The organism is Streptomyces sp. NPDC039480 (assembly GCF_055597165.1).
The window spans coordinates 220,603-242,667 of record NZ_JBVITX010000003.1; the positions used below are offsets into that span (position 1 = coordinate 220,603).

At 70.8% G+C, this 22,065-nt stretch carries 20 protein-coding genes; 14 read left to right on the top strand and 6 right to left on the bottom strand.

Annotated elements, in window-relative coordinates:
* Positions 1 to 402 precede the first annotated feature (402 nt).
* Positions 403 to 1,935, top strand: coding sequence for an MFS transporter (locus ACZ56E_RS11645; protein ID WP_471213398.1), 1,533 nt, complete (start codon positions 403 to 405; stop codon positions 1,933 to 1,935).
* Between the two features lie 36 nt (positions 1,936 to 1,971).
* On the opposite strand, the gene ACZ56E_RS11650 is transcribed toward ACZ56E_RS11645, so the two are convergent.
* Positions 1,972 to 4,032, bottom strand: coding sequence for a pectinesterase family protein (locus tag ACZ56E_RS11650; protein ID WP_471213399.1), 2,061 nt, complete (start codon positions 4,030 to 4,032; stop codon positions 1,972 to 1,974).
* Positions 4,029 to 5,075: a LysR family transcriptional regulator gene (locus ACZ56E_RS11655; RefSeq protein ID WP_471213400.1), complete on the bottom strand. Its 1,047-nt coding sequence runs from the start codon at positions 5,073 to 5,075 to the stop codon at positions 4,029 to 4,031. Before ACZ56E_RS11655 ends, ACZ56E_RS11650 begins: the two co-directional genes overlap by 4 nt.
* A gap of 167 nt (positions 5,076 to 5,242) precedes the next feature.
* On the opposite strand from ACZ56E_RS11655, the gene ACZ56E_RS11660 reads away from it, so the two are divergent.
* Together ACZ56E_RS11660 and ACZ56E_RS11665 are read left to right on the top strand one after the other, a co-directional pair.
* Positions 5,243 to 5,998 (top strand): sulfite exporter TauE/SafE family protein, encoded by a 756-nt coding sequence (locus tag ACZ56E_RS11660; protein ID WP_471213402.1) that lies wholly within the window; start codon positions 5,243 to 5,245, stop codon positions 5,996 to 5,998.
* 243 nt (positions 5,999 to 6,241) lie between these two features.
* Positions 6,242 to 6,535, top strand: a complete 294-nt coding sequence (locus tag ACZ56E_RS11665; protein ID WP_468610918.1) for a plasmid mobilization protein — start codon at positions 6,242 to 6,244, stop codon at positions 6,533 to 6,535.
* Between the two features lie 16 nt (positions 6,536 to 6,551).
* Here the strand turns inward: ACZ56E_RS11665 and asnB are convergent, their stop codons facing one another.
* Both asnB and ACZ56E_RS11675 read right to left on the bottom strand, forming a co-directional pair.
* Positions 6,552 to 8,393: an asparagine synthase (glutamine-hydrolyzing) gene (asnB, locus tag ACZ56E_RS11670; protein ID WP_471213404.1), complete on the bottom strand. Its 1,842-nt coding sequence runs from the start codon at positions 8,391 to 8,393 to the stop codon at positions 6,552 to 6,554.
* A gap of 239 nt (positions 8,394 to 8,632) precedes the next feature.
* A complete protein-coding gene (locus ACZ56E_RS11675) occupies positions 8,633 to 9,256 on the bottom strand; it encodes a TetR/AcrR family transcriptional regulator (RefSeq protein ID WP_471213406.1) in 624 nt (207 codons plus the stop codon).
* 111 nt (positions 9,257 to 9,367) lie between these two features.
* On the opposite strand from ACZ56E_RS11675, the gene ACZ56E_RS11680 reads away from it, so the two are divergent.
* The 5 genes from ACZ56E_RS11680 (at position 9,368) to ACZ56E_RS11700 (ending at position 14,677) form a co-directional block, all read left to right on the top strand.
* Positions 9,368 to 10,255, top strand: a complete 888-nt coding sequence (locus tag ACZ56E_RS11680; protein WP_471213407.1) for a DMT family transporter — start codon at positions 9,368 to 9,370, stop codon at positions 10,253 to 10,255.
* A 199-nt stretch (positions 10,256 to 10,454) separates the two neighbouring features.
* A complete protein-coding gene (locus tag ACZ56E_RS11685) occupies positions 10,455 to 11,339 on the top strand; it encodes a Gfo/Idh/MocA family protein (RefSeq protein ID WP_471213409.1) in 885 nt (294 codons plus the stop codon).
* A gap of 497 nt (positions 11,340 to 11,836) precedes the next feature.
* Entirely contained in the window at positions 11,837 to 12,658 is an 822-nt protein-coding gene (locus ACZ56E_RS11690; protein WP_468610908.1) for an MmyB family transcriptional regulator, read from the top strand.
* A gap of 133 nt (positions 12,659 to 12,791) precedes the next feature.
* Positions 12,792 to 13,832, top strand: coding sequence for a PhlD (locus ACZ56E_RS11695; RefSeq protein WP_471213410.1), 1,041 nt, complete (start codon positions 12,792 to 12,794; stop codon positions 13,830 to 13,832).
* A gap of 56 nt (positions 13,833 to 13,888) precedes the next feature.
* A complete protein-coding gene (locus tag ACZ56E_RS11700; protein ID WP_471213411.1) occupies positions 13,889 to 14,677 on the top strand; it encodes a GNAT family N-acetyltransferase in 789 nt (262 codons plus the stop codon).
* A 36-nt stretch (positions 14,678 to 14,713) separates the two neighbouring features.
* Here ACZ56E_RS11700 and ACZ56E_RS11705 read toward each other — a convergent pair whose 3' ends face one another.
* Entirely contained in the window at positions 14,714 to 15,940 is a 1,227-nt protein-coding gene (locus ACZ56E_RS11705) for an acyl-CoA dehydrogenase family protein (RefSeq protein ID WP_471213413.1), read from the bottom strand.
* A 180-nt stretch (positions 15,941 to 16,120) separates the two neighbouring features.
* On the opposite strand from ACZ56E_RS11705, the gene ACZ56E_RS11710 reads away from it, so the two are divergent.
* Positions 16,121 to 16,771, top strand: coding sequence for a TetR/AcrR family transcriptional regulator (locus tag ACZ56E_RS11710; RefSeq protein WP_468610900.1), 651 nt, complete (start codon positions 16,121 to 16,123; stop codon positions 16,769 to 16,771).
* 16 nt (positions 16,772 to 16,787) lie between these two features.
* Here ACZ56E_RS11710 and def read toward each other — a convergent pair whose 3' ends face one another.
* A complete protein-coding gene (def, locus tag ACZ56E_RS11715; protein ID WP_471213414.1) occupies positions 16,788 to 17,327 on the bottom strand; it encodes a peptide deformylase in 540 nt (179 codons plus the stop codon).
* A gap of 152 nt (positions 17,328 to 17,479) precedes the next feature.
* On the opposite strand from def, the gene ACZ56E_RS11720 reads away from it, so the two are divergent.
* From ACZ56E_RS11720 to ACZ56E_RS11740, 5 genes are all read left to right on the top strand, one after another.
* Positions 17,480 to 18,718 carry a MurT ligase domain-containing protein gene (locus tag ACZ56E_RS11720; RefSeq protein ID WP_468610896.1) on the top strand — a complete coding sequence of 413 codons (1,239 nt, stop codon included), beginning with the start codon at positions 17,480 to 17,482 and terminating at the stop codon, positions 18,716 to 18,718.
* A 39-nt stretch (positions 18,719 to 18,757) separates the two neighbouring features.
* Positions 18,758 to 19,486 carry a type 1 glutamine amidotransferase gene (locus tag ACZ56E_RS11725; protein ID WP_468610894.1) on the top strand — a complete coding sequence of 243 codons (729 nt, stop codon included), beginning with the start codon at positions 18,758 to 18,760 and terminating at the stop codon, positions 19,484 to 19,486.
* A gap of 178 nt (positions 19,487 to 19,664) precedes the next feature.
* Positions 19,665 to 20,690 carry a 6-phosphofructokinase gene (locus tag ACZ56E_RS11730; RefSeq protein WP_398306664.1) on the top strand — a complete coding sequence of 342 codons (1,026 nt, stop codon included), beginning with the start codon at positions 19,665 to 19,667 and terminating at the stop codon, positions 20,688 to 20,690.
* Between the two features lie 144 nt (positions 20,691 to 20,834).
* On the top strand, positions 20,835 to 21,785 hold the full coding sequence (locus tag ACZ56E_RS11735; RefSeq protein ID WP_468610892.1) for a cytochrome c oxidase assembly protein: 951 nt from the start codon (positions 20,835 to 20,837) through the stop codon (positions 21,783 to 21,785).
* A gap of 87 nt (positions 21,786 to 21,872) precedes the next feature.
* The gene (locus ACZ56E_RS11740; protein WP_398306668.1) at positions 21,873 to 22,031 is read left to right on the top strand and encodes a hypothetical protein; all 159 of its coding nucleotides are present in this window, start codon (positions 21,873 to 21,875) and stop codon (positions 22,029 to 22,031) included.
* The last annotated feature ends 34 nt before the right edge of the window (positions 22,032 to 22,065 follow it).

Below are 22,065 nucleotides of genomic sequence, written 5' to 3' on the forward strand. Positions count from 1 at the left end.
CGGACGTGAACGTTAGTGCAAGTTGCCATTTCGCGGAAAGTGTGAGCACAACCCGAGGCGCCCCCCGCACCCTCATTGCTCACAGCTCGAACGGAAATGCAAGCGAAATCCATAAACCCAAAAAAGTCGGCAGCCTAGGAAAGCGCGAGAAAAGTCAAGTCCGTGATCGACTGCACTTGCATTCCTCTCACACGGCCTCTACCAGCGCCTTTTGGGTGTTAGGGTTTCCTCTTGTCCCGAGCCGGGCCGCCTTTTCGTCGGCGCACCGCTCGGCTTGCGCAGCGCTGATCCGCTCCTTTGCGGCGGGTCGCCGCAGCCCCTCACACCGGAATGGAAGAAGGTCTTCCACGCCTGATTCGCGTTCCGGCGGAATGTGTCCACGCCTCGTTCTGGAGCTCTTTCATGTCTGCTGACAGCACGGCTGTCACCACTCCCTCACCGGCGGACACGGCCGGTGGCCCACCCGGCGCCGGCCGGCACCTCGGCCTGGCCCTGTTCGTGATCGCCGCGGCCCAGCTGATGGTGGTGCTCGACGGCACCATCACCAACATCGCGCTGCCCAGCATCCAGACCGCGCTGGAGGTGTCCGACGCGAACCTCGCGTGGATCGTCAACTCCTACGCGCTGGCCTTCGGCGGGCTGCTGCTCCTCGGCGGCCGCGCGGGGGACCTCTTCGGCCGGCGCCGGATGTTCCAGGTGGGCATCGCCGTGTTCACCCTGGCGTCGCTGCTCGGCGGGCTCGCCCCGAACGAGGGCCTGCTCATCGGCGCCCGCATATTGCAGGGCGTCGGCGCGGCGGTCGCGGCGCCCAGCGCCCTCTCCCTGATCGCCACGACGTTCCCCGAGGGCAAGCCGCGCAACAAGGCGATGGGGGTCTACGCCGCGATGGCCGGCATCGGCGCCACCGTCGGACTGCTGCTCGGCGGTGTCCTCACCGACGTCCTGGACTGGCGGTGGGTGTTCTTCGTGAACATCCCCATCGGCCTGGCCGTACTCGCCGGGACCAAGACGCTCGTCGAGGCCGAACGCCACCCGGGCCGCCTCGACCTGCCCGGCACGATCACCGGCACGGGCGGCCTGATCGCCCTCGTCTACGGCATCACGCGCGGCGGTGAACACGGCTGGACCGACAGCCTGACGCTGTCCTGCTTCGCCGTCGCCGCCGTCCTGCTCAGCGCCTTCCTGCTCATCCAGAGCCGGACCCCGCACCCGATGATGCCGCTGCGGCTCTTCAAGGACCGCAACCGCTCCGGCTCCTTCGCCACGATGCTGTTCATCGGCGCGGGCATGATGGCCACCTTCTACTTCCTCACCCTGTACATGCAGCTGATCCTGGGCTACAGCGCGGTGAAGACCGGCTTCGCCAACCTGCCGTTCAGCCTCGGCATGGGTGTGGCGGCGGCCCTCAGCGCCAAGCTGGTCACCCGCCTCGCTCCCCGCGTGATCGCCGGACCCGGCCTGCTGGTGGCGGCCGGTGGCATGTTCTGGTTCGCCACGCTCACCCCGGACTCGTCGTACGCGGGACATCTGATGCCGGCCATGTTCGTGACCGCGCTCGGCCTCGGCATGGGCTTCGTCCCGATGACGCTGGGCGCCGTCAGCGGCGTCGACCACCAGGAGACGGGCATCGCCTCCGCGCTCCTGAACACCGCCCAGCAGATCGGCGGCGCCCTGGGCCTCGCCGTCCTCGCGACCATCTCCACGTCGGCCGCCAATGACCGGCTGCCCGAAGCGGCCGCCTCGTTCTACCGGGGCGTGGCCACGAAGGACCACGGCCTCGTGGCCGAGGCGGCCGACGCGCTGACCCACGGCTACACGCTGGCCTTCGTGGGCGCGGGCGTCATGTTCCTGGCGGGCCTCGCCGTCACGGCGCTCGCCATCAACGCCCGGAAGCAGGAGACGGCCGAGGGCGCGGCGCCCGTCCACATGGGCTGAAACCGCGACCGGCCGCGGCAGGTCGGGCCGTCCGGGCTAGGGCTTCCAGTCGCCGAGCCAGTCGACGGTCTCCTGGTTCGCGGCCTGGGCGTCCGTGAGGTGCGGGCGGTCTCCAGTGGGGCCGCCCGCGCCGGGGCCGGTGTTCCGGTACTCGGCGAAGCGGTCGTCCTTCCAGGAGAAGCCGCCCATGTCGGTCCAGGGAGCCGGCTTCACGGCGGCGCCGAGGTGGGTGTCGCGGACGGTGGTCTGCGGGTCGAGGCTCGCGTCACCGCCCGCGTGCCAGGGGCGGCCGAGGTGGAAGCTGCCGGCGGAGACGTCGCCGTTCACCGTCGAGCGGGTGATGAGGAAGCCGTGGCGCCCGGCGGTCGTGCTGGGCGCGGTGACATATCCGGCCGAGGTGCCGTTCCAGCGCTTCTTCAGGGTCAGGACGGACCTGTCGATCACCGCGGTGGCGCGGCCGAAGACGAAGTCGGTGTTGCCGACGACGTACGAGTTGGTCATGTAGACGCGGCCCGCCTTGGCCTTGGCGGCCGTGTCGAGGAGCAGCGTGTCCTGGTCGCCGCTGACGATGAGGGAGTCGAGGCGGACCCGGTCGGCCGCGGTGCGCAGCGCCACCGCCTGGTGTCCGTCCAGGCTCTGGTTCCGCGCCTCGTCGAAGTCGTTGGAGATGGTGAGGTTGCGGGCCCGGAAGTCGTCGGCCTCGGCGGCGAAGGTCGCGCTGCCGCTCGTGCCGTACTTCCCCGAACCGTCCGGCTTCGGCGTCCCTGCCGCGTTGCCGAAGACGATGACGGTGTCCTTGCGGCTGGTGCCGGTGCCTTCGACCGTGACGTGCGGCTTGTTCGCCGGGATCTTCACCGTCTCGCGGTACGTGCCGGGCGCGACCCGGATCACGACGCGCGAGGAGTTGCCCGCGGGGACGGCGTCGACGGCCTTCTGCACGCTCGTGTACTGGCCGCTGCCGTCCTTGGCGACGGTGAGGGTGCGGTCGGCGCGGGCGCCGGCCGTCGTACCGAGGGAACTCCGGGGGCCCGCACCGGACTTGAGGAGCGCGGGGACGTCGGCCGCCTTGTCGAGCTTGTACTTGTAGTACGCCTTCGGGTCGAACGCCGTGCCGCCGCTCTCGTTGCGGCCGCTGGTCTTGGAGAAGACGTTGCCGCGCTGGACGACAGCGGCGGTGGCGTCCTTGATGACCGGGTTGTTGATGCCCTGGAAGTAGCTGTTCTCCAGGACCATCTTCGTCCTGCCGCGCGAGTAGTTGCCGTACGACGAGGTGATGTGGGTGCCCGGGTCGTCCTGGAGGTAGTTGTTGTAGAGGTGGGCGTGGGCGACGTTGTCGGTCGACGGGTTGCGCTGCTCGGTCTCGCGGAACCAGTTGTGGTGGATCGTGAGGTCGGCGGTGGCGTTCTCGGTCCAGCCGATGCCGAAGGTCTTGTTGTTGTCGCTGAGCTTGTTCCAGGACACGGTCACGTAGGTGGTGTCCTTGCGGCTGTCGATCAGACCGTCGGCCATGTGCCGCAGGTCGTTGTGGTCGATCCACACGTGGTGCGCGCCGTCCATCTGGATGGCGTCCCAGTCGTGCTCCTTGTCGTTCCAGGTGCCGTGGTACGAGTCCCGGATCGTGAGGTTCCGGATGATCACGTTGTGGACGCCCTGGCCGAGGAAGAAGCCGCCGCCGACGAGCTGCCCGGAGGTGCCCGCGCCCACGATCGTCTTGTCCGACGCGACCTTGATCTCCTTGCCCTTGGGGTCCATGGTGATCGCCGCTGCCACGACGATGACGTACGGCTCCGGGGCGGTCGCGTACTTCTCCAGCTCGGCGAGGGTCCGTACGGTGACGGTCTTCCCGTCCCGGCCGCCGTACGTCCCCTTCTGTCCCAGCGCGTGGACCGACGCGAAGCCGTCGGCGGTGTCGTCGGCCCAGGCCGGGGCCGCGCCGGTGGCGGTGGCGGCGGCCGCGCGGGGCTGCGCCTCCTCGCCGAACGCGCCGAATGCCGCGCCGTACGCCATCGCGCCGGCCGCGGCGAGGGCCAGCGGGGTGCCCACCAGGAGGGCCGTCTTCTTTCTGCGGTGTCGCGCCTTGCCATGGAGGTCGGTCATGCGTCGCTTCCCGTCTGTCGTACGTGGGGGGCGCCCGTGTCCGGTGGACCGGGCCGCTGAGCAGTCGCCGCCCAAGGCACAGAAGGTTGCCCGCCGATGGAATTCTTTTCGCGCAGACCCATGCCGTCACCGGCGCCCTGCGCGGGGGCCGCGCCGAGCGGCGCGCAGTGTTCGGCGACGGTGTCGGCGAAGGCGCGGGCCAGCGGGCTCAGCGCGTCCCAGCGGCGCACCGCCCAGCCCACCGAGAGTGGCGGCAGCCCCGGGACCGGGACGAGACTGAGGCCCGCGGGGCCGCTCTCGCGCCAGCCGGGCAGCGCGGGCACGACGGCCTGGCCGAGCCCGAGTTCGGCGAGGAGGACGGCGGTGTCCCAGTCGGCGACGCTGGTGACGGTCGGGAGCACCACATCCAACTCGCCGAGGTGTGAGTCGAGTTGACTTCGAGAGGTCGATCCCTCCGGGGGCGTGATGAGCTGTCCCGCGGCCAGCTCGGCGGGCTCGACGCGCGGGCGGCCGGCCAGCGGGTCGTCGGCGCGGACGGCGAGCACCCAGGGCAGTTCCACGACGGGCCGCTGCTCGATGCCGCGCACGGGCTCGCCGAGGGTGATCCAGGCGAGGTCCAGGTCGTCGGCGGCGAGCGCGTCGAAGCAGCCGCGGCTGGAGCTCACGGTCTGGAACTCCAGGCTGACGCGCGGATAGCGGCCCCGGAAGCCCACGACGGCTTCGGCCATGAAGTGCCGTACCGAGGTGGCCCCCGTGGTGATCCGCACCGCCCCGCCGTCACCGCGCACCTGCTCGCGCAGCCGGCGCACCGCGAGGTCGATGCCGCCGATGCCGTCGGATGCGGCTGCCCGCAGGGTGCGCCCGGCCGAAGTGGGCACGACGCCCCGCGCATGCCGCTCCAGGAGACTGACGCCGAGCTCCCGCTCCAGGCGTTTGACGTGCTGGCTCACCGCCGACTGCGTACAGGACAGGTCGCGGGCCACGGCGCTGAGGCTGCCGGCGCGGCACACGGCGATGAAGATGCGAAGGTCGTCGAGGGTCACGAGGGCGAAGTTATCCCTTGGGTGGGTGCAAGGAAACCCGAGGATTGACTTGGGTTTTCCGCGTGCATCAAGATCGTCTATGGCCCGGGCGGCGACCCGGCGACGGGCGTCGACCCGGGGTTCAAGGAGCCCTGGTGCGCGGGCCATCGACTCGGGAGAGGTGACGTGTGGAAGCGCTCGAGATGGTGGCCGTCGGGGCCGCCGGTGTCGCGGCCGGCGGGCTCAACGCGGTGGTCGGGTCCGGCACCCTCATCACCTTCCCCACCCTGCTGGCGTTCGGCCTCCCGCCGGTGCTCGCCAACGTGTCGAACAACCTCGGCCTGGTGCCGGGCACTCTGAGCGCCGCGTACGGCTACCGCCGCGAAATGAAAGGGCAGTTGAGACGCCTGATCCGGTTCGGCACCGCTTCCCTCATCGGCGGCCTGATCGGCGCGCTGCTCCTCCTGCGACTCCCCGCGGACGCCTTCCAGGCGGTGGTCCCGGCACTCATCCTTACGGCGTGCCTGCTGGTTCTGCTCCAGCCCTGGCTGAACCGCAGACTCAAGGAGCGCCGGAGCGAAGCGAACCGCGACGGCGGCGCCCCCATGTGGTGCGGGGTCCTCGTCACCGGCGTCTACGGCGGCTACTTCGGCGCGGCCCAAGGCGTCCTGCTCATGGCCCTCTTCGGCACCTTCCTGCCGGACGACCTGCAACGCCTCAACGCCGCGAAGAACGTCCTCGCCACCCTCGTGAACGGCGTCGCGGCCGTCGTCTTCATCGCCGTCGCCGACATCGACTGGACGGCGGCCGGTCTGATCGCCGCGGGTTCGACGGTGGGCGGCCTGATCGGCGCCCGCTTCGGCCGAAAGCTCCCGCCCCTGGCGATGCGCACGTTCATCGTCGTCGTGGGGACGACGGCATCGGCGATCATGCTCATGCAGTAGCGACTCGTGCAGTAGCGACTCATGCGGTGGCGACGGCGTAACGCAGGTCACAGCCCCGGCCCCCCGGTCGGGGAACCCCGATCTATGGTTTATCGTTGAACATGATGTGGCACCGACCGAGATTCCCCCGTCCGGTCGGTGCCACATTCCATTCACGGGGTTGTCTTCCCCTGTTTTCACGCCTTCGAGGGCGAATATGCCAACCGCACCGCGTCACGGACGCCCGGGCGGCATCATGCGTCCATGGACGGTGCCAAGCCTGTGCAGGTCTTGTTCACGCCCGACGAGTACGCCGCGATCGTGCGTCACGCGGATCGTCTCGGGATGCCGGTGGCCGAGTTCGTACGCCGCGCCGTGACCGTCCGGACCGAGGAGCGGCCCGGCCCGTGCCAGACGTCCGACAGCCGGCGCGGAGCGGCCGTTCCGCCGGTCCAGCGGGGGCTGGGGAGGGACGGGACGCCCGCGCTGAAGCGGTTCCTCGACACCCTCGCCGCCTCGGCGGAGCCGAAGGCCCTGGGCGGCGAGCGGGACAGATGAGGGGCGGGGGCCGGAGTCAGGTGAGAGTGATCTCCGGCTTGTAGAGGTCGAGCCAGAGCGCCAGGTCGAGCGTCCGCTCCAGGTCACGGCGTGAGGCCTGGGTGATCTGCGGCGCCTCCCGGCCGGCGGCCCGCGCGGCCCGCTCGCGGTCCACCAGATCGAAGACGGGGTGGCCGGGCCGGGCGAGCAGTTCCTTGACGTGGCCCTGAAGCGCGGCCCCGTACTTGGGGTCCTGCGTGGACGGGTAGGGGCTCTTCACCCGGTCGTAGACCGACCGCGGCAGCACATCGGCCGTCGCCTCGCGCAGCAGGCTCTTCTCCCTGCCGTCGAAGGACTTCAGCGCCCACGGCGTGTTGTACACGTACTCGACGAGCCGGTGGTCGCAGAACGGGACCCGCACCTCCAGGCCGACGGCCATGCTCGCGCGGTCCTTGCGGTCCAGCAGGACGCGGACGAACCGTGTCAGGTGCAGATGGCAGATCTTCCGCATCCGGTACTCGAAGTCGCTCTCGCCGTCCAGGCGTTGGATGCCGGCGACGGCCGTCGCGTAGCTCTCCTTGATGTAGGCGGGGAGGTCGAGCGCGGCGGTCAGGTCGGGGCGCAGGACACCGGCGTCGTCCCCGAAGTGGTCGGCGAACCGCACCAGCCAGGGGAAGGTGTCGGACGTCCGCGCCGTCTCGTCGAAGAACTGCAGATAGCCGCCGAAGACCTCGTCCGCGGACTCCCCCGACAGCGCCACCGTGGAGTGCTCGCGGATGGCGCGGAAGAGGAGGTAGAGGGACGCGTCCATGTCGCCGAAGCCCATGGGGATGTCCCGGGCGCGGATCATCTTGGCGCGTACGTCCGGGTCGGCGAGGGCGTGCGAGTCCAGGACGATGTCGCGGTGCTCGGTGCCGGCCGACTTCGCCACGTCGTGCACGAAGGGCGTGTCGGGCGTGGAGCGCAGCTCGTCGGCGACGAAGTTGTCCGCCTGACCAACGAAGTCGACCGCGAAACTCCGTACCGTCTCCCCCACTTCGGCCAGCTGACGCGCCGCGAGTGCCGTCATCGCCGAGGAGTCGAGGCCCCCGGAGAGCAGCGTGCAGCGCGGCACGTCGGAGACGAGCTGGCGGCGCACGATGTCGTCGAGGAGCTCCCGCACCTTCGCGACGGACGCATCGCGGTCGTCGGTGTGCGGACGCGTCTCCAGGGACCAGTAGACGTGCCGGCGCAGTCCCGCGCGGTCGACCGTCACGACGGTGCCGGGCTCGACCTCGCGCATGCCGTCCCACACGGCGTGACCGGGCGTCTTGACGACCGTGAAGATCTCACGCAGACCGTCCAGGGTGACGCGGCGACGGGCCAGCGGGTTGGCGAGGATCGCCTTGGGCTCGGAGCCGAACAGGACGCCGTCGGACGTCTCGTAGTAGTAGAACGGCTTGATGCCCATGCGGTCGCGGATCATGACGAGCCTGTCGTGGCGCGCGTCCCAGATCGCGAAGGCGTACATGCCGTTCAGCCGCTCGGCGAGGGCCTCGCCCCATTCGAGATAGCCGCGCAGCACGACCTCGGTGTCGGACTCGGTGGTGAACCGGTGGCCGCGGCCCGCCAGTTCGCGGCGGAGCTCGGTGAAGTTGTAGGTCTCGCCGGAGTAGACCAGGGCGACGGTGCCCGTCGGCGTCTCGACGGTCATGGGCTGGCGCCCGCCGGGCAGGTCGATGATCGCGAGCCGCCGGTGTCCGAGCCCGGCGGGGCCGCCGGTCCAGGTGCCGCGGTCGTCGGGCCCGCGGCAGGACATCGTCTCCGTCATGGCGTCCAGGGTGGTGGACTCGGCCGTCAGATCACGGTCGAAGGAGACCCAGCCGGTGATGCCGCACATGCGCTTTCCTTCCGCTCGCCGAACTAGGTGTAACTAGCACCTATGTGTGCAGCGTGCGCCTCCTCTTGCGTACGGTCAACGCGCCGACAGCCCGGCCGCCTCACCCACCCCGGCGATTCCGGCCGCTCTTTACCAAGGCCAGAGCCGCGCCGAGCGGGGCTGACACCCTTCCAATCCGCCCCGGCGCGCAAGCCGCCCCTTCAGCGGAACGAAACATTCCGGCCATCGGCAAAGACTTGTCAACGATCCCCTTCGGCGACCTTCAACAGCGCTGCGGCAGCCTCGCGGGCCTGCTCGACGGCGGCGGGGAACACCTGGAGGCCGTGCGCCACGAGCGCGCCCTCGTGCAGCAGCATCAGCGTCCGCCCCAGACGCGCGGCCGCACCCGGCGCGACCTCTCCCGCGAGTCCGGTGAAGAGCGCGAGCATCCAGGCCTTCTGACCAGCGATGATCGGGTACGCGGGGTGGGCGGGGTCACTGATCTCGGCGTGCGCGTTGACCATGCTGCAGCCCTTGGCCGAACGCTCGACGGCCCAGTCCCGCGAGGCGTCGAAGACGGCGAGGATCCGGGCGTCCGGCGAGGGCGCGGCCTCCAGATACGGGGCGAGGAAGGCCCGCCAGCGCTCGTCCCGGTCGGCGAGGTACTCGACGACGATCTGCTCCTTGGAGCCGAACCGGTCGTAGAGGGTCTTCTTCGTCACCCCGGCCTCGGCGGCGATCAGGTCCACCCCCACGGCGTGAATGCCCCGCTCATAGAAGAGCCGCCCCGCGGCGTCGAGGGCGCGGCGCGCGCCCGGCGTCATGACGACGCGCCGCGGCGCCGCCACCCCGCCTTCTTCCGTTCCATGCATGCCGTCGCCCATGAACCCATCATAGGGCCCCAGTAAACCGATCTGTATACTCGACGCCACGCAGGTATACAGATCGGTTTACTCACTCACCCCAGCCGCATCGCACGAGACGGGGAGGAATCCATGAACGTCCTGCTGTCGGCCGCATTCGTGCTCACCTGGAGCTCCGGATTCATCGGCGCCAAACTGGGCGCGGGCAGCGCGTCCGCGGTGACGGTCCTGATGTGGCGCTTCCTGCCGCTGGCCGTGGTCCTCGGGCTGGTCGCCCTGGTCCTCGCGCGCGCCTCCTGGCGGGGTCTGACGGCGCGTGACCTCGGACGGCAGGCGGCTGTCGGCGCGCTGTCGCAGAGCGGCTACCTCCTCACCGTTTACTACGCCATCCAGCTCGGCGTCTCCAGCGGGACGACCGCGCTGATCGACGGCACCCAGCCGCTCGTCGCGGGTGCCCTCGCCGGGCCGCTGCTCGGGCAGTACGTCTCCCGCACCCAGTGGATCGGGCTCGGCCTCGGCGTGAGCGGCGTCGCCATCGTCACCGCCGCCGACTTCGCCGGTGGTGGCGACGCCCCGTGGTGGGCCTATCTCGTGCCGTTCCTCGGCATGTTCTCGCTGGTGGCGGCGACGTTCCTGGACCGGCGCGCACCCCGGCCGGTCGGCCCTTCGGTGTCGCTGACCGTCCACTGCGTCACCAGTGCCGTGGTCTTCACGGGACTCGCGCTGGCGGCGGGAGCCGCGACGCCGCCGGCCGAAGCGTCGTTCTGGACGGCCATCGGGTGGCTGGTGGCGCTCTCCACGTTCGGCGGGTACGGCCTGTACTGGCTGATCCTGCGGCGCTCCGGCGTCACCCAGGTCAACACGCTGATGTTCCTCATGGCTCCGGTCACCGCGCTCTGGGGCGCCCTGATGTTCGGCGAGCCCTTCGGCCCGCAGACGGTCTCTGGCCTGGCCGTCGGACTCGCGGCGGTGGTGGTCGTACGGCGGGGAGCGGGCGCGCACCGGTCGGTGATTCCCTGAATTCACATTCCCCGTAGTGGGCGAATGACAATTCACCGCCGGGCATTCGATGCGACTCGCAACCGGGGAACCGAAGACTCCGTGCGTCCGCCCGGATGCCCTCCGGGCCGCCCCCTGCGTGGCCGTGAACCGTCTCGCCGGACGGGCGGATCACCGCCGCGGGAGGTCGCCCGGGGCGGCTTCGGTCATACTGCCGCCCATGAATCGACTCCGTATCGGCCTGGTGGGCACGGGCCCCTGGGCCTCCGCCACGCACGCCCCCGCCCTGGCCCGGCACCCGGGCGTCGACCTCAGCGGCGTCTGGGGACGCCGCCCCGAGGCGGCGGCCACCCTCGCGGCCGCGCACAAGACGACGGCGTACGCGGACGTGGACGAGCTGTTCGCCGTCAGCGACGCGGTGGCGTTCGCGGTACCGCCCGACGTACAGGCGCCGCTCGCCGCGCGGGCCGCGGCGGCGGGCTGCCATCTGCTGCTCGACAAACCGGTGGCGACGACCGTCGACGGGGCCCGGCACCTCGCCGCGGCGGTGGAGCGCGCAGGGGTGGCGTCCGTGGTCTTCTTCACGCTCCGCTTCGCCGCCGACACGTCGGCCTGGCTGTCCGAACAGGTCGCCACGGGCGGCTGGTTCACCGGCCGCGCCGACTGGTACGGCTCGTTCTACGGCCCGGACGGCACCGAGGCGTTCTCGTCACCGTGGCGTGCGAGCCGGGGCGGCCTGTGGGACGTGGGTCCGCACGCCCTGTCCATGCTGATACCCGTGCTCGGCGACGTGAGCGCCGTGACGGCGGCGCCGGGGCCCGGCGACACGGCCCATCTGATCCTGCGGCACACCGGCGGCGCGTCCAGCACGGCGACGCTGAGCCTGACGGCGCCGGCGAAGTCCGCGGGGCTGACCGTCGAGCTGCGCGGCGAGAGCGGCACCGTCACGCTGCCGACGTGGGAGGCGGGCGAGGCGTTCCGGTCGGCGGTCGACGGGCTCGTCGACTCCGCGGGCAGCGGCACCCCGCACCCGTGCGATGTCCGGTTCGGACTGCGGGTCACGGAGATCCTGGCGCAGGCGGAGGAGCAGATCACGGCCGCGTGACCCGCCCGGCACGATCGATGTGAACCGGGATTCGGCGAGAGCGGCCACGGGCATCCGCCCGGGAACAACCACGGGCGGCCGGTACCGTGGCCGCTACGTAATGGCGAGTGACGGCACCGACCGCAGCCGGGGATCCTACGGAACCACCGCGGGAAGTAGCGCCGTGCGGCCCTGCACTGCTCCGATTCCGACCACTCCGACGACTCGGGCCGAAATACGAACAGTTGTCCCACACGCTTCCCGCATCGGCCCCAGTAGGCCTAGGGGGTACCCAATGCCGGGGAATTTCAGCCATTCTCGAGCTCCCCGGACAAGATGCCCCGCTGTTGCGCACGGGCGTCACCCGACGATCAAACCTGCAGGTCGGTGACCCCGCACGCTCCATGATGCCCCAGCGACTGATCGTTTTCTTCGGGCAATGTTTACTACCAAAGCCGATGTGAATATTTAGACTGATCACGCTCCAACTCGGCGTGCACCAAGAGGGATTACCCACCATGAACAAGACGGCGCTCCGCGCTCTGCTCCGCGAACGACGCGCCCTCATAGCCCCCGAATCGCACGGCTTCGCCCGCCCCACAGGTCAGGGCCGGCGCGCCCCCGGCCTGTCCCAGCACCAGGTCGACCAGCTGCTCCACCGCACGTTCGGGACGTATCACCGCCTCGAGTCCGGCAACTACCCCAATCCGCCGACCTCGTTGCTCCGGGACGTGGCCCGCCTCTTCGGGCTCAACGAACAGGAGTGGGTCTCCCTCTGCCGCTACGCACTGCTTCAGGACCCGCCGGGACCGCTCCACCTCTCCTCCGGCAAGGAGGTGCCGGGAGTCTGGCAGGAGGCCGTCGACGGGATCGGTCACATGGCCTACGTGACGGACGCGTCCTGGGAGATGCTCGCCTACAACACGGCCTTCGCGGGCATGTTCCCGGGCGGCAAGGTGCCGGGCAACACACTGCGCTGGATGCTCCTCGACCCGCACGGCCGCGAGACGCTGACGGACTGGCACACCGCCTGGGCCCCGATGGTGCTGCCGCAGCTGCGGGCCGCGCTCGCCACCAGGCCCGACGACGACATACTGCGGCAGATCGAGAAGGAGATCCTCGCCGATCCCGAGATCGCCGACCTCTACACCGCGGGCAACTCCCACCCGCACCCCGACGGCGACGAGCGTCCCCTGCTGCACGCGCTGGAAGGCCCCGGTTGGGTCACCATGTGCGCCGCCCAGCCCCTGACGGCGCCCGGCTCCCGGCTGATGATCCTGGTGTTCCACCGCGGCACGCGGCGCACCCACTCGCGCGCGGCCATTCTCCGCTCGGACTGACGCGCCCGGCCCCGACGCGCCCGGCCCCCGAACGGCCCACCCGCGCACACGCCGCTCAACAGGGCACTCTCGTCCCAGTGCAGTACGTTGGCCACATCCCCACCCGCTCTGCCGATCCTCGGGGAGCCGCCTCGTGACCGCTCACGTACTCAGACCCCGGACCGTCGTCGGCGACCACAAGGTCACCACGGCCGAGATAGCCGACGATGTGAGCACACACCACGCCGACCACCCGCGCCTGCGCGCGATCCTCCGCGTCATCGGCAACAGCGGTGTACAGACCCGCCACTTCACCCGCCCTCTCCACTCCCCCACCGTCTCCGGCACCGCCGACGTCGGGGAGCGTGCACGCACCGCCTTCGACGACGCACTCGCCATGGCGGAACGGGCCGCGACCGCGGCACTGGACGACGCGGGGCTCGCCGCACACGACATCGACGCGATCGTCACCACCCACACCACGAGCTGGGCCGTCCCCCACCTCGACATCGGCCTGGTCTCACGGCTCGGTCTCCGCCCCGACCTGCGGCGCGTCGCACTCGCCACGGTCGCCTGCACGGGCGGCATCCAGGCGCTCGCCCGCGCCACCGACCTCGTCGCCGCGCGACCGGCCAGCAAGGTCCTCGTGGTGGCCGCCGAGGTGCTGTCCAGCATCTACCACCACAGCGACACCACCATCGAATCGATGATCTACAAGGCACTGTTCGGCGACGCGGCCGCCGCCACGATCGTCACCGGCACACCGCTGGGCCCCGGCCTGGCCGTCGACGACACCTTCGAGTACGTCCTGCCGGACAGTGCCGAACGGCAGCGCGGCCGGATCTCCACCGACGGCATCCACTTCGACTCCACGAAACAGGTCCTGGCCGCCGTCACCGACGTGCTGGCACCGCTCCTGGAATGGCTCGGGCCGCGGCAGCCCGATTTCGCCCTCATCCACCCCGGCAGCCCCCGCATCATCGCCGACACGGCGGCCGCCCTGCGCCTGAACGAGCATGCCGCGCGGCACTCCACGGACACGCTCGGACACGAGGGAAACCTCGGCGGCGTGAGCGTGCTGCGCGTCCTGGAACGCACCCACGCCGATCCCCCGCACGACGGCGCGCACGGCGCGGCCATCGCCTTCGGCCCGGGTTTCGCCACGGCGGCCGCGCGCTGCCGCTGGCAGGCATGACCCGCCGCCCGCCAAAATCGGTTGCCGCCGCCCCACCGCCCTGCTGAGGTGGCCCCATGGATCATGCAGCGGTGTTGGCCGCGTACGACCGGCAGCTTCGGCACGACACGCAGGGCGAGGGCGGCGACACTCGGGTCGAGCGGACCGGCGGTGTCGTGCGGGTGACCGGCTCGGCGCACGACTGGAACGGCGTCCTGTGGACCGACATCGACGCGTCGACGGCCGACGCCGTGATCGCGGAGCAGGTGCGCCACTACACCGAGGCCGGGCGCGAGTTCGAGTGGAAGCTGCACTCCTACGACCGACCCGCCGACCTCGCCGAACGCCTCATCACGGCCGGCTTCGAGGCCGAACCGGTGGAGACCGTGATGGTCGCCGAGGCCGCCTCGCTGCCCGCGGGACCCGAACTGCCCGACGGCGTACGGCTGGTCCCCGTGACGGACGCCGAGGGCGTACGGCTCATGTCCGAAGCCCACCTCGCGGCCTTCGGGGAGGACGACGCCGTGCTGAGCGAGCACCTCGCCCAGCGCGTGCTCGCCCAGCTCACCGAGGCGCCCGACGACATCGTCGCGGTCGTCGCCATGGTCGGTGACCGGCCGGTCTGCGGAGCCCGCATGGAGTTCCGCCCCGGCACCGACTTCGCCGGCCTCTGGGGCGGCGGCACCGACCCGCGCTGGCGCGGCAAGGGCATCTACCGCGCGATGGTGGCCCACCGCGCCCGCATAGCCGTCGAGCGCGGCTACCGCTATCTGCAGGTCGACGCCTCCGCCGACAGCCGCCCGATCCTGGACCGCCTCGGTTTCACCACGCTCTGCACGACCACGCCGTACGTCTATCAGCCGTAGCGAAGACGCCCGCGCGGGCGGCGTCGGCATGCCGGTCTAGCGGATCGGCATCCCCGACAGGGTGCGCGCGATGACGAGGCGCTGGATCTCGCTCGTGCCCTCGAAGATCGTGTAGATCGCGGCGTCGCGGTGCATGCGCTCCACCGGGTACTCGCGGGTGTAGCCGTTGCCGCCGAGGATCTGCACGGCCTGCGCGGTGACCTTCTTGGCGACCTCGCTCGCGTACAGCTTCGACATGGAGCCCTCGGCCGACTCGAACTTCATGCCGGTGGTGGCCATCCAGGAGGCGCGCCACACCAGGAGGCGGGCCGCGTCGATCTGGGTGCGCATGTCGGCGAGCTGGAAGGCGACGCCCTGGTTGTCGATGATCGGGCGGCCGAACTGGGTGCGCGTCTTGGCGTACTCCAGGGCCTCCTCGTACGCGGCGCGGGCCGTGCCCACCGCCATGGCGCCGACCGCCGGGCGGGACGCCTCGAACGTGGCCATCGCGGCGTTCTTCACGCGCTCGCCGCCGGACCTGGCGCGCTCGCGGGCGCGGGCGAGGCGCTCGTCGAGCTTCTCCTTGCCGCCGAGCAGACAGTGGCCGGGGACGCGTACGTCCTCCAGGACGACCTCGGCGGTGTGCGAGGCGCGGATGCCGTGCTTCTTGAACTTCTGGCCCTGCGCGAGACCGGGGGTGTTCGGCGGGACGATGAAGGAGGCGTGTCCCTTCGAGCCGAGGTCGGGGTCGACGACCGCGACGACGACGTGGACGTTGGCGATGCCGCCGTTGGTCGCCCAGGTCTTCGTGCCGTTGAGGACCCACTCGTCCTTGGCCTCGTCGTAGACGGCGCGGGTGCGCATGGCGGCCACGTCGGAGCCCGCGTCGGGCTCGGAGGAGCAGAAGGCGGCGACCTTGACGTCGTTCACGTCGCCGTACATCTGCGGGATCCAGGTGCCGATCTGCTCCTCGGTGCCGTTGGCCAGCACGCCGACGGCGGCCAGGCCGGTGCCCATGATGGACAGGCCGATGCCCGCGTCACCCCAGAAGATCTCCTCGGTGGCCATCGGAATGCCGAGGCCGGAGGGGTCGAAGAACTGCTGGGCATAGAAATCGAGCGAGTAGATCCCTATCTTCGCCGCTTCCTGGATGATGGGCCACGGGGTCTCTTCGCGCTCGTCCCATTCGGCGGCCGCGGGGCGGATCACCTCGGCGGCGAATCCGTGGAGCCAGTCACGGACTTCCTTCTGTTCGTCGTTGAGCTCCATGGTGAACTCGGCCATGACCCCTCCAGGACCTGCGATCAACTGCGGCTGCGATCAGCTACGGCGTTACTTGCGGTAACCGCAGTGTGTTACCGGCCAGTAGTCCATGTCAACTCCCGGCGGCCCGTTCGATGCCTCCCGGCCGCCGGGTGTTACGTTGCGCGTGCGTCACCGATTCAGCACGGGCGGGGAGAGACGATGGAGACCACGCAGCGGACCGATCAGCCACGGTCCGCGGATCATCAGCGGCGTCGGCGGGAACTGCTCGAGGCCGCGGACCGGGTCGTGCTCCGCGACGGCCCCGGCGCCTCGATGAACGCCATCGCCGCCGAGGCGGGCATCACCAAGCCGATCCTCTACCGCCACTTCGGCGACAAGGGCGGCCTCTACGCCGCGCTCGCCAAGCGGCACACCGACGCACTCCTCGAAGCCCTGCGCGCCGCCCTCGACGCACCCGCCGAGCGCAGGGAGCGGGTCGAGGCGACGCTCGACACCTACCTCTCGGCGATCGAGGCACGCCCCCAGGTCTACCGCTTCCTCATGCATCCGTCGGAGGCACCCTCACCCGGCGAGCAGGGCTTCGACGTCGGCCTGCACTCGGCCCCCCTGTTGCGCCGCCTCGGCGAGGAGCTCGCCGAGGTCATCGAGGAGCGCGTCGACCTCGGCCCGGAGAGCGCCGAGCTCGCCCGGGTGTGGGGGCACGGCATCGTCGGCATGATGCACGCGGCCGGCGACTGGTGGCTCGGCGAACGGCCTTGCTCACGCGCCCAGTTGGTGCGCAGCCTCGCCGACCTGCTGTGGGGCCGGCTCGCCGCGGCGGGCAACCGCGTCGGCGGCCCCGGGTTCTGAGCCCTTCAGAAGGCCCTCAGGAGTTCCACGGAGCCCTGGCGGCGGCCCGCAGCACCCTGCGGCGCCGCCAGCCGGTCACGCGGTCGGTGTAGACACCGCCGTCCAAGTGGTCGCACTCGTGCTGGAGACAGCGCGCGAACCAGCCCGTCCCGTGCACCCGCACCGGCTCCCCCCGCACATCGACGCCCTCGACCACGGCGTGGTCGAAACGCGGCGTGCCCGCTTCGAGTCCCGGCAGCGAAAGACAGCCCTCCGGACCGCGCACCGTGACGCCGTCCACCTCGACGAGTGTCGGATTGACCACGTGCCCGAGGTGCCGCACGTCCTCGTCGTCGGGGCAGTCGTACACGAACACCCGTCGGCCCACGCCGATCTGGTTCGCGGCGAGTCCCACGCCCCGCGCGGCGTACATCGTCGCGAACATGTCCTCGACCAGGCGCGCCAGTTCGGGCCCGAAGTCGGTGACCTCCTCGCAGGCCGTGTGCAGCACGGGGTCACCGAGCAGGGTCAGAGGTCGTACGCGCCCCGAGGCGCCCGGGATCGTGCCGTGTCGCATGGCGGCAAGAGTACGGTCCTCGGCATGGAGCGGCACCGCCGAGGTGCCGAGGTGGTGCCGTGATTCGGGCTTGCCAGTGGATCTCGATAGGCTGAGCAGCGAAACGATGCCGGGGGCAGGCGCGGCGCCGTACGCAAGGAGGATCTCGACAGATGTCAGGCAACACGGACCCGCTGTCGCCGCGGGCCAAGCTGGCCGTGACGGCGGGCAAGGCGGCCGCGGCGGTGTCGCGGGCTGCCGGCCGCGGCAGCGGATCGGTGATCGGCGGCAAGGTCGCGCTCAGGCTCGACCCCGAGCTGCTCGGACGGCTCGCCACGCACCTGGACGTCGTCCTCGTGTCGGCCACCAACGGCAAGACGACCACCACGCGCCTGATCGCCGAGGCGCTGCGGGCCAGCGGCCCCGTCGTATCGAACGCTCTCGGTGCGAACATGCCCGCCGGAATCACCTCGGCGCTCGCCGGTGGGTCCGACGCCAGGTTCGGTGTGATCGAGGTCGACGAGAAGTACCTCGCGGGCGTCGCCCGTGACGTCGACCCCAAGGCGATCGCGCTGCTGAACCTCTCGCGCGACCAGCTGGACCGCGCCGCCGAGACCCGCATGCTCGCCGAGAAGTGGCGCGAGGGCCTGGCGGGCTCCAAGGCCGTCGTCATCGCCAACGCGGACGACCCGCTGGTCGTCTGGGCCGCCTCCTCCTCGCCGAACGTGGTGTGGGTGGCCGCAGGCCAGGAGTGGAAGGACGACGCCTGGTCGTGCCCGTCCTGCGGTGGCGTCATGCAGCGCCCCGGGGACGACTGGTTCTGCGGCGAGTGCGGTTTCCGCCGCCCGGCGCCCAGCTGGGTGCTCTCCGGCGACCACGTCCTGGACCCGCACGGCTCGGCCTGGCCGATCCACCTCCAGCTCCCCGGCCGCGCCAACAAGGCGAACGCCGCCACCTCGGCAGCCGTCGCCGCCGTCTTCGGCGTGCCTCCGCAGGTCGCCCTGGAGCGGATGTACCAGGTGCAGGCGGTCGCCGGACGCTATGACGTCGTGCAGTTCCAGGGCCGCGACCTGCGTCTGCTCCTCGCGAAGAACCCGGCGGGCTGGCTCGAAACGTTTTCGCTGATCGACCCGCCGCCGACCCCGGTGATCCTCTCCGTGAACGCCCGGGGGGCGGACGGCACGGACACCTCCTGGCTCTGGGACGTCGACTACACCCGCCTCGCCGGTCACCCGATCTTCGTGCTCGGTGACCGCAAGCTGGACCTCGCCGTCCGCCTGGAGGTCGCGAATCTGGACTTCCGCGTCTGCGAGAGCGTCGACGAGGCGGTGCAGTTCGCCCCGCCGGGACGCATCGAGACCATCGCGAACTACACCGCGTTCCAGGACCTGCGCCGCCGCGTCGGCAACTGACCCGCCCGGCCCTCTAGATCTTCGTAGGGACAAATGAGCATGAGCGACAACAGCCTGCGGCTGGTGTGGGTCTACCCCGACCTGCTGAGCACGTACGGAGACCAGGGCAACGCCCTGGTCGTGGAGCGCCGCGCCCACCAGCGCGGCCTCCAGGTCGAGCGCTACGACGTACGCAGCGACCAGCCGGTGCCCACCTCCGGCGACATCTACCTGATCGGTGGCGGCGAGGACCGCCCGCAGCGCCTCGCGGCCGAGCGGCTGCGCCGCGACGGCGGCCTGCAGCGCGCGGTGGGCAACGGCGCGATCGTCTTCTCGGTCTGCGCCGGCTACCAGATCCTGGGCAATGAGTTCATCAACGACCTCGGCCAGCGCGAGCCGGGTCTCGGTCTCCTCGACGTGGTCTCCACCCGCGGCGAGGGCGACCGGTGCGTCGGCGACGTGCTCGGCGACATCGACCCGCAGCTGGGCCTGCCCCCGCTGACCGGCTTCGAGAACCACCAGGGCATCACGCACGTCGGCCCGGCCGCGCGCCCCTTCGCCCGCGTCACCCTCGGCCGGGGCAACGGCACGGGCGACGGCACCGAGGGCGCGTACAACGGCACGGTCTTCGGGACGTACATGCACGGCCCCGTCCTCGCCCGCAACCCGCTCATCGCGGACCTGCTGCTCAAGCTGGCCCTCGATGTGAACGCGCTGCCGCCGACGGACGACCGGTGGTACGAGGCGCTGCGCTCCGAGCGCATCAACGCCGCGCAGCAGCCCGCGTAGCACCCCGGAATATCCCGGGATCGAAGCCCGCTTGACGCCCCGCCCGCACATGTGAGCGGGGCCGTCCAGCCTTCGGACGCGAGGTGCGGCCCCGCCCCCCGGCGCCTATAGGGTGGCGGGGATCCAGCCGGACGACGTGGTCCGGTCACCGACCCACGTTGCAAAGGTATTCCGGGCCATGCGCATTGGTGTCCTGACCTCCGGCGGCGACTGCCCCGGTCTGAACGCCGTCATCCGCTCCGTCGTGCATCGCGCGGTGGTGGACCACGGCGACGAGGTCATCGGCTTCCACGACGGCTGGAAAGGCCTCCTGGAGTGCGACTACCGCAAGCTGGACCTCGACGCGGTGGGCGGCATCCTCGCCCGCGGCGGCACGATCCTCGGCTCCTCGCGCGTCCAGCCGGCGCACCTGCGGGACGGCGTGGAGCGCGCCAGGGGGCACGTCGCCGAGCTCGGCCTCGACGCGATCATCCCCATCGGCGGCGAGGGCACGCTCAAGGCGGCCCGGCTCCTCTCCGACGCGGGCCTGCCCATCGTCGGCGTCCCCAAGACCATCGACAACGACATCGCGGTCACGGACGTCACCTTCGGCTTCGACACGGCCGTCGGCGTCGCGACCGAGGCCCTCGACCGCCTCAAGACCACCGCGGAGTCGCACCAGCGCGTGCTCATCGTCGAGGTGATGGGGCGGCACACCGGCTGGATCGCCCTGCACTCGGGCATGGCGGCGGGCGCGCACGCCATCGTCGTACCGGAGCGCCCCTTCGACATCGAGGAGCTGGCCGCGAAGGTCGGTGAGCGCTTCTCCGCCGGCAAGAAGTTCGCCATCGTCGTGGCCGCCGAGGGCGCCAAGCCCCGCGCGGGCTCCATGGAGTTCGACGAGGGCGGCAAGGACGTCTACGGCCACGAGCGGTTCGCCGGCATCGCCCGGCAGCTCTCCCTCGAACTGGAGCAGCGCCTCGGCAAGGAGGCCCGCCCGGTCATCCTCGGCCACGTCCAGCGCGGCGGCACCCCCACGGCGTACGACCGCGTCCTCGCGACCCGCTTCGGCTGGCACGCGGTGGAGGCCGTGCACCGGGGCGAGTTCGGCCACATGACCGCGCTGCGCGGCACGGACATCACGATGGTGCCGCTCGCGGAGGCCGTCGAGACGCTGAAGACGGTTCCCGAGGAGCGGTACGCCGAAGCGGAGTGCGTGCTCTAGTTTCCTCGCCCCGCGTATGACGCGCCTTACTCGCCTTCCTCGCTTTACTCGCTTTACTCGCCCCCGGTCGCAGCAGCGGCCGGGGGCGGTTCTACTCTGGTGCGGACACACGTCGCACAATCCGCACGAATCAGGAGCCACTGGATGGATCACAGCGGGCACGGCATGAACATGGATCTGCCGCCGTTCACGCTGGGGCGAGGCCTCGAACTGTCGGCCGACCCCTTCTTCCTCATCGGCTGCCTGGTGGCGCTCGCCCTGTACGGGTGGGGTGTGGCGCGGCTCGTGCGGCGCGGCGACAAGTGGCCGGTGGGCCGCACGATCTCGTTCGTGCTCGGCATCCTGACCGTACTGCTCGTGATGTGCACCAAGCTCAATGACTACGGCATGGTCATGTTCAGCGTGCACATGGTGCAGCACATGGTGATCAGCATGCTGTCGCCGATCCTGCTGCTGCTCGGCGCGCCGATCACGCTGGCGCTGCGCGCGCTGCCGGTCGCCGCCCGCGGCAGCAAGGGCCCGCGCGAGTGGCTGCTCTGGCTGCTGCACAGCCGGTACATCAAGATCATCACGCATCCCGCGTTCACGATCCCGCTCTTCATCGCGAGCCTGTACGCGCTCTACTTCACGCCGCTCTTCGACACGCTGATGGGCTCCAAGCCGGGCCACATCGGGATGATGGTCCACTTCCTCGCCGTCGGCCTGGTCTTCTTCTGGCCGATCATGGGCGTCGACCCGGGGCCGCACCGGCCCGGCTACATCATGCGGATGCTGGAGCTCTTCGCGGGCATGCCGTTCCACGCGTTCTTCGGCATCGCGCTGATGATGGCGACGCAGCCGATGATCGGCACGTACATGCACCCGCCGGCCTCGCTCGGCATCGACGCGCTCGAGGACCAGGAGGCGGCGGGCGGCATCGCCTGGGCCTTCAGCGAGATCCCGTCCGTGGTGGTCCTGGTCGCCCTGCTCTTCCAGTGGCGGCGCTCCGAGGACCGTGAGGCGCGGCGCAAGGACCGTGCCGCGGACCGCGACGGCGACAAGGAGCTGGAGGCGTACAACGCCTATCTGGCCTCACTGGCCGCTCGCGGGCGCTAGCGCCAGAGGGTCTTCCCGGGTCACGATGGTCTTCGGACCGCGGTCCGGGCGCTCCGGCGCCGCGGACTGCCGGGAGGAGGCTGAGCGATGCCCGGTTCCACGAAGACCATGGGTGGGTTCACCATCGGAGGCCTGGTCATGGTGACGGCCTATACAGCGGCGCTCGGGAGCAACGGCTGGTTGTGGTTCGGCTGGGTCGTGCTCGGTCTGATCACACTGGCGATGGTGCTGTCGCGCGCGGCATGAGCCGGAGGGCTCGCGTCGTGTGCCCCATCAGCCG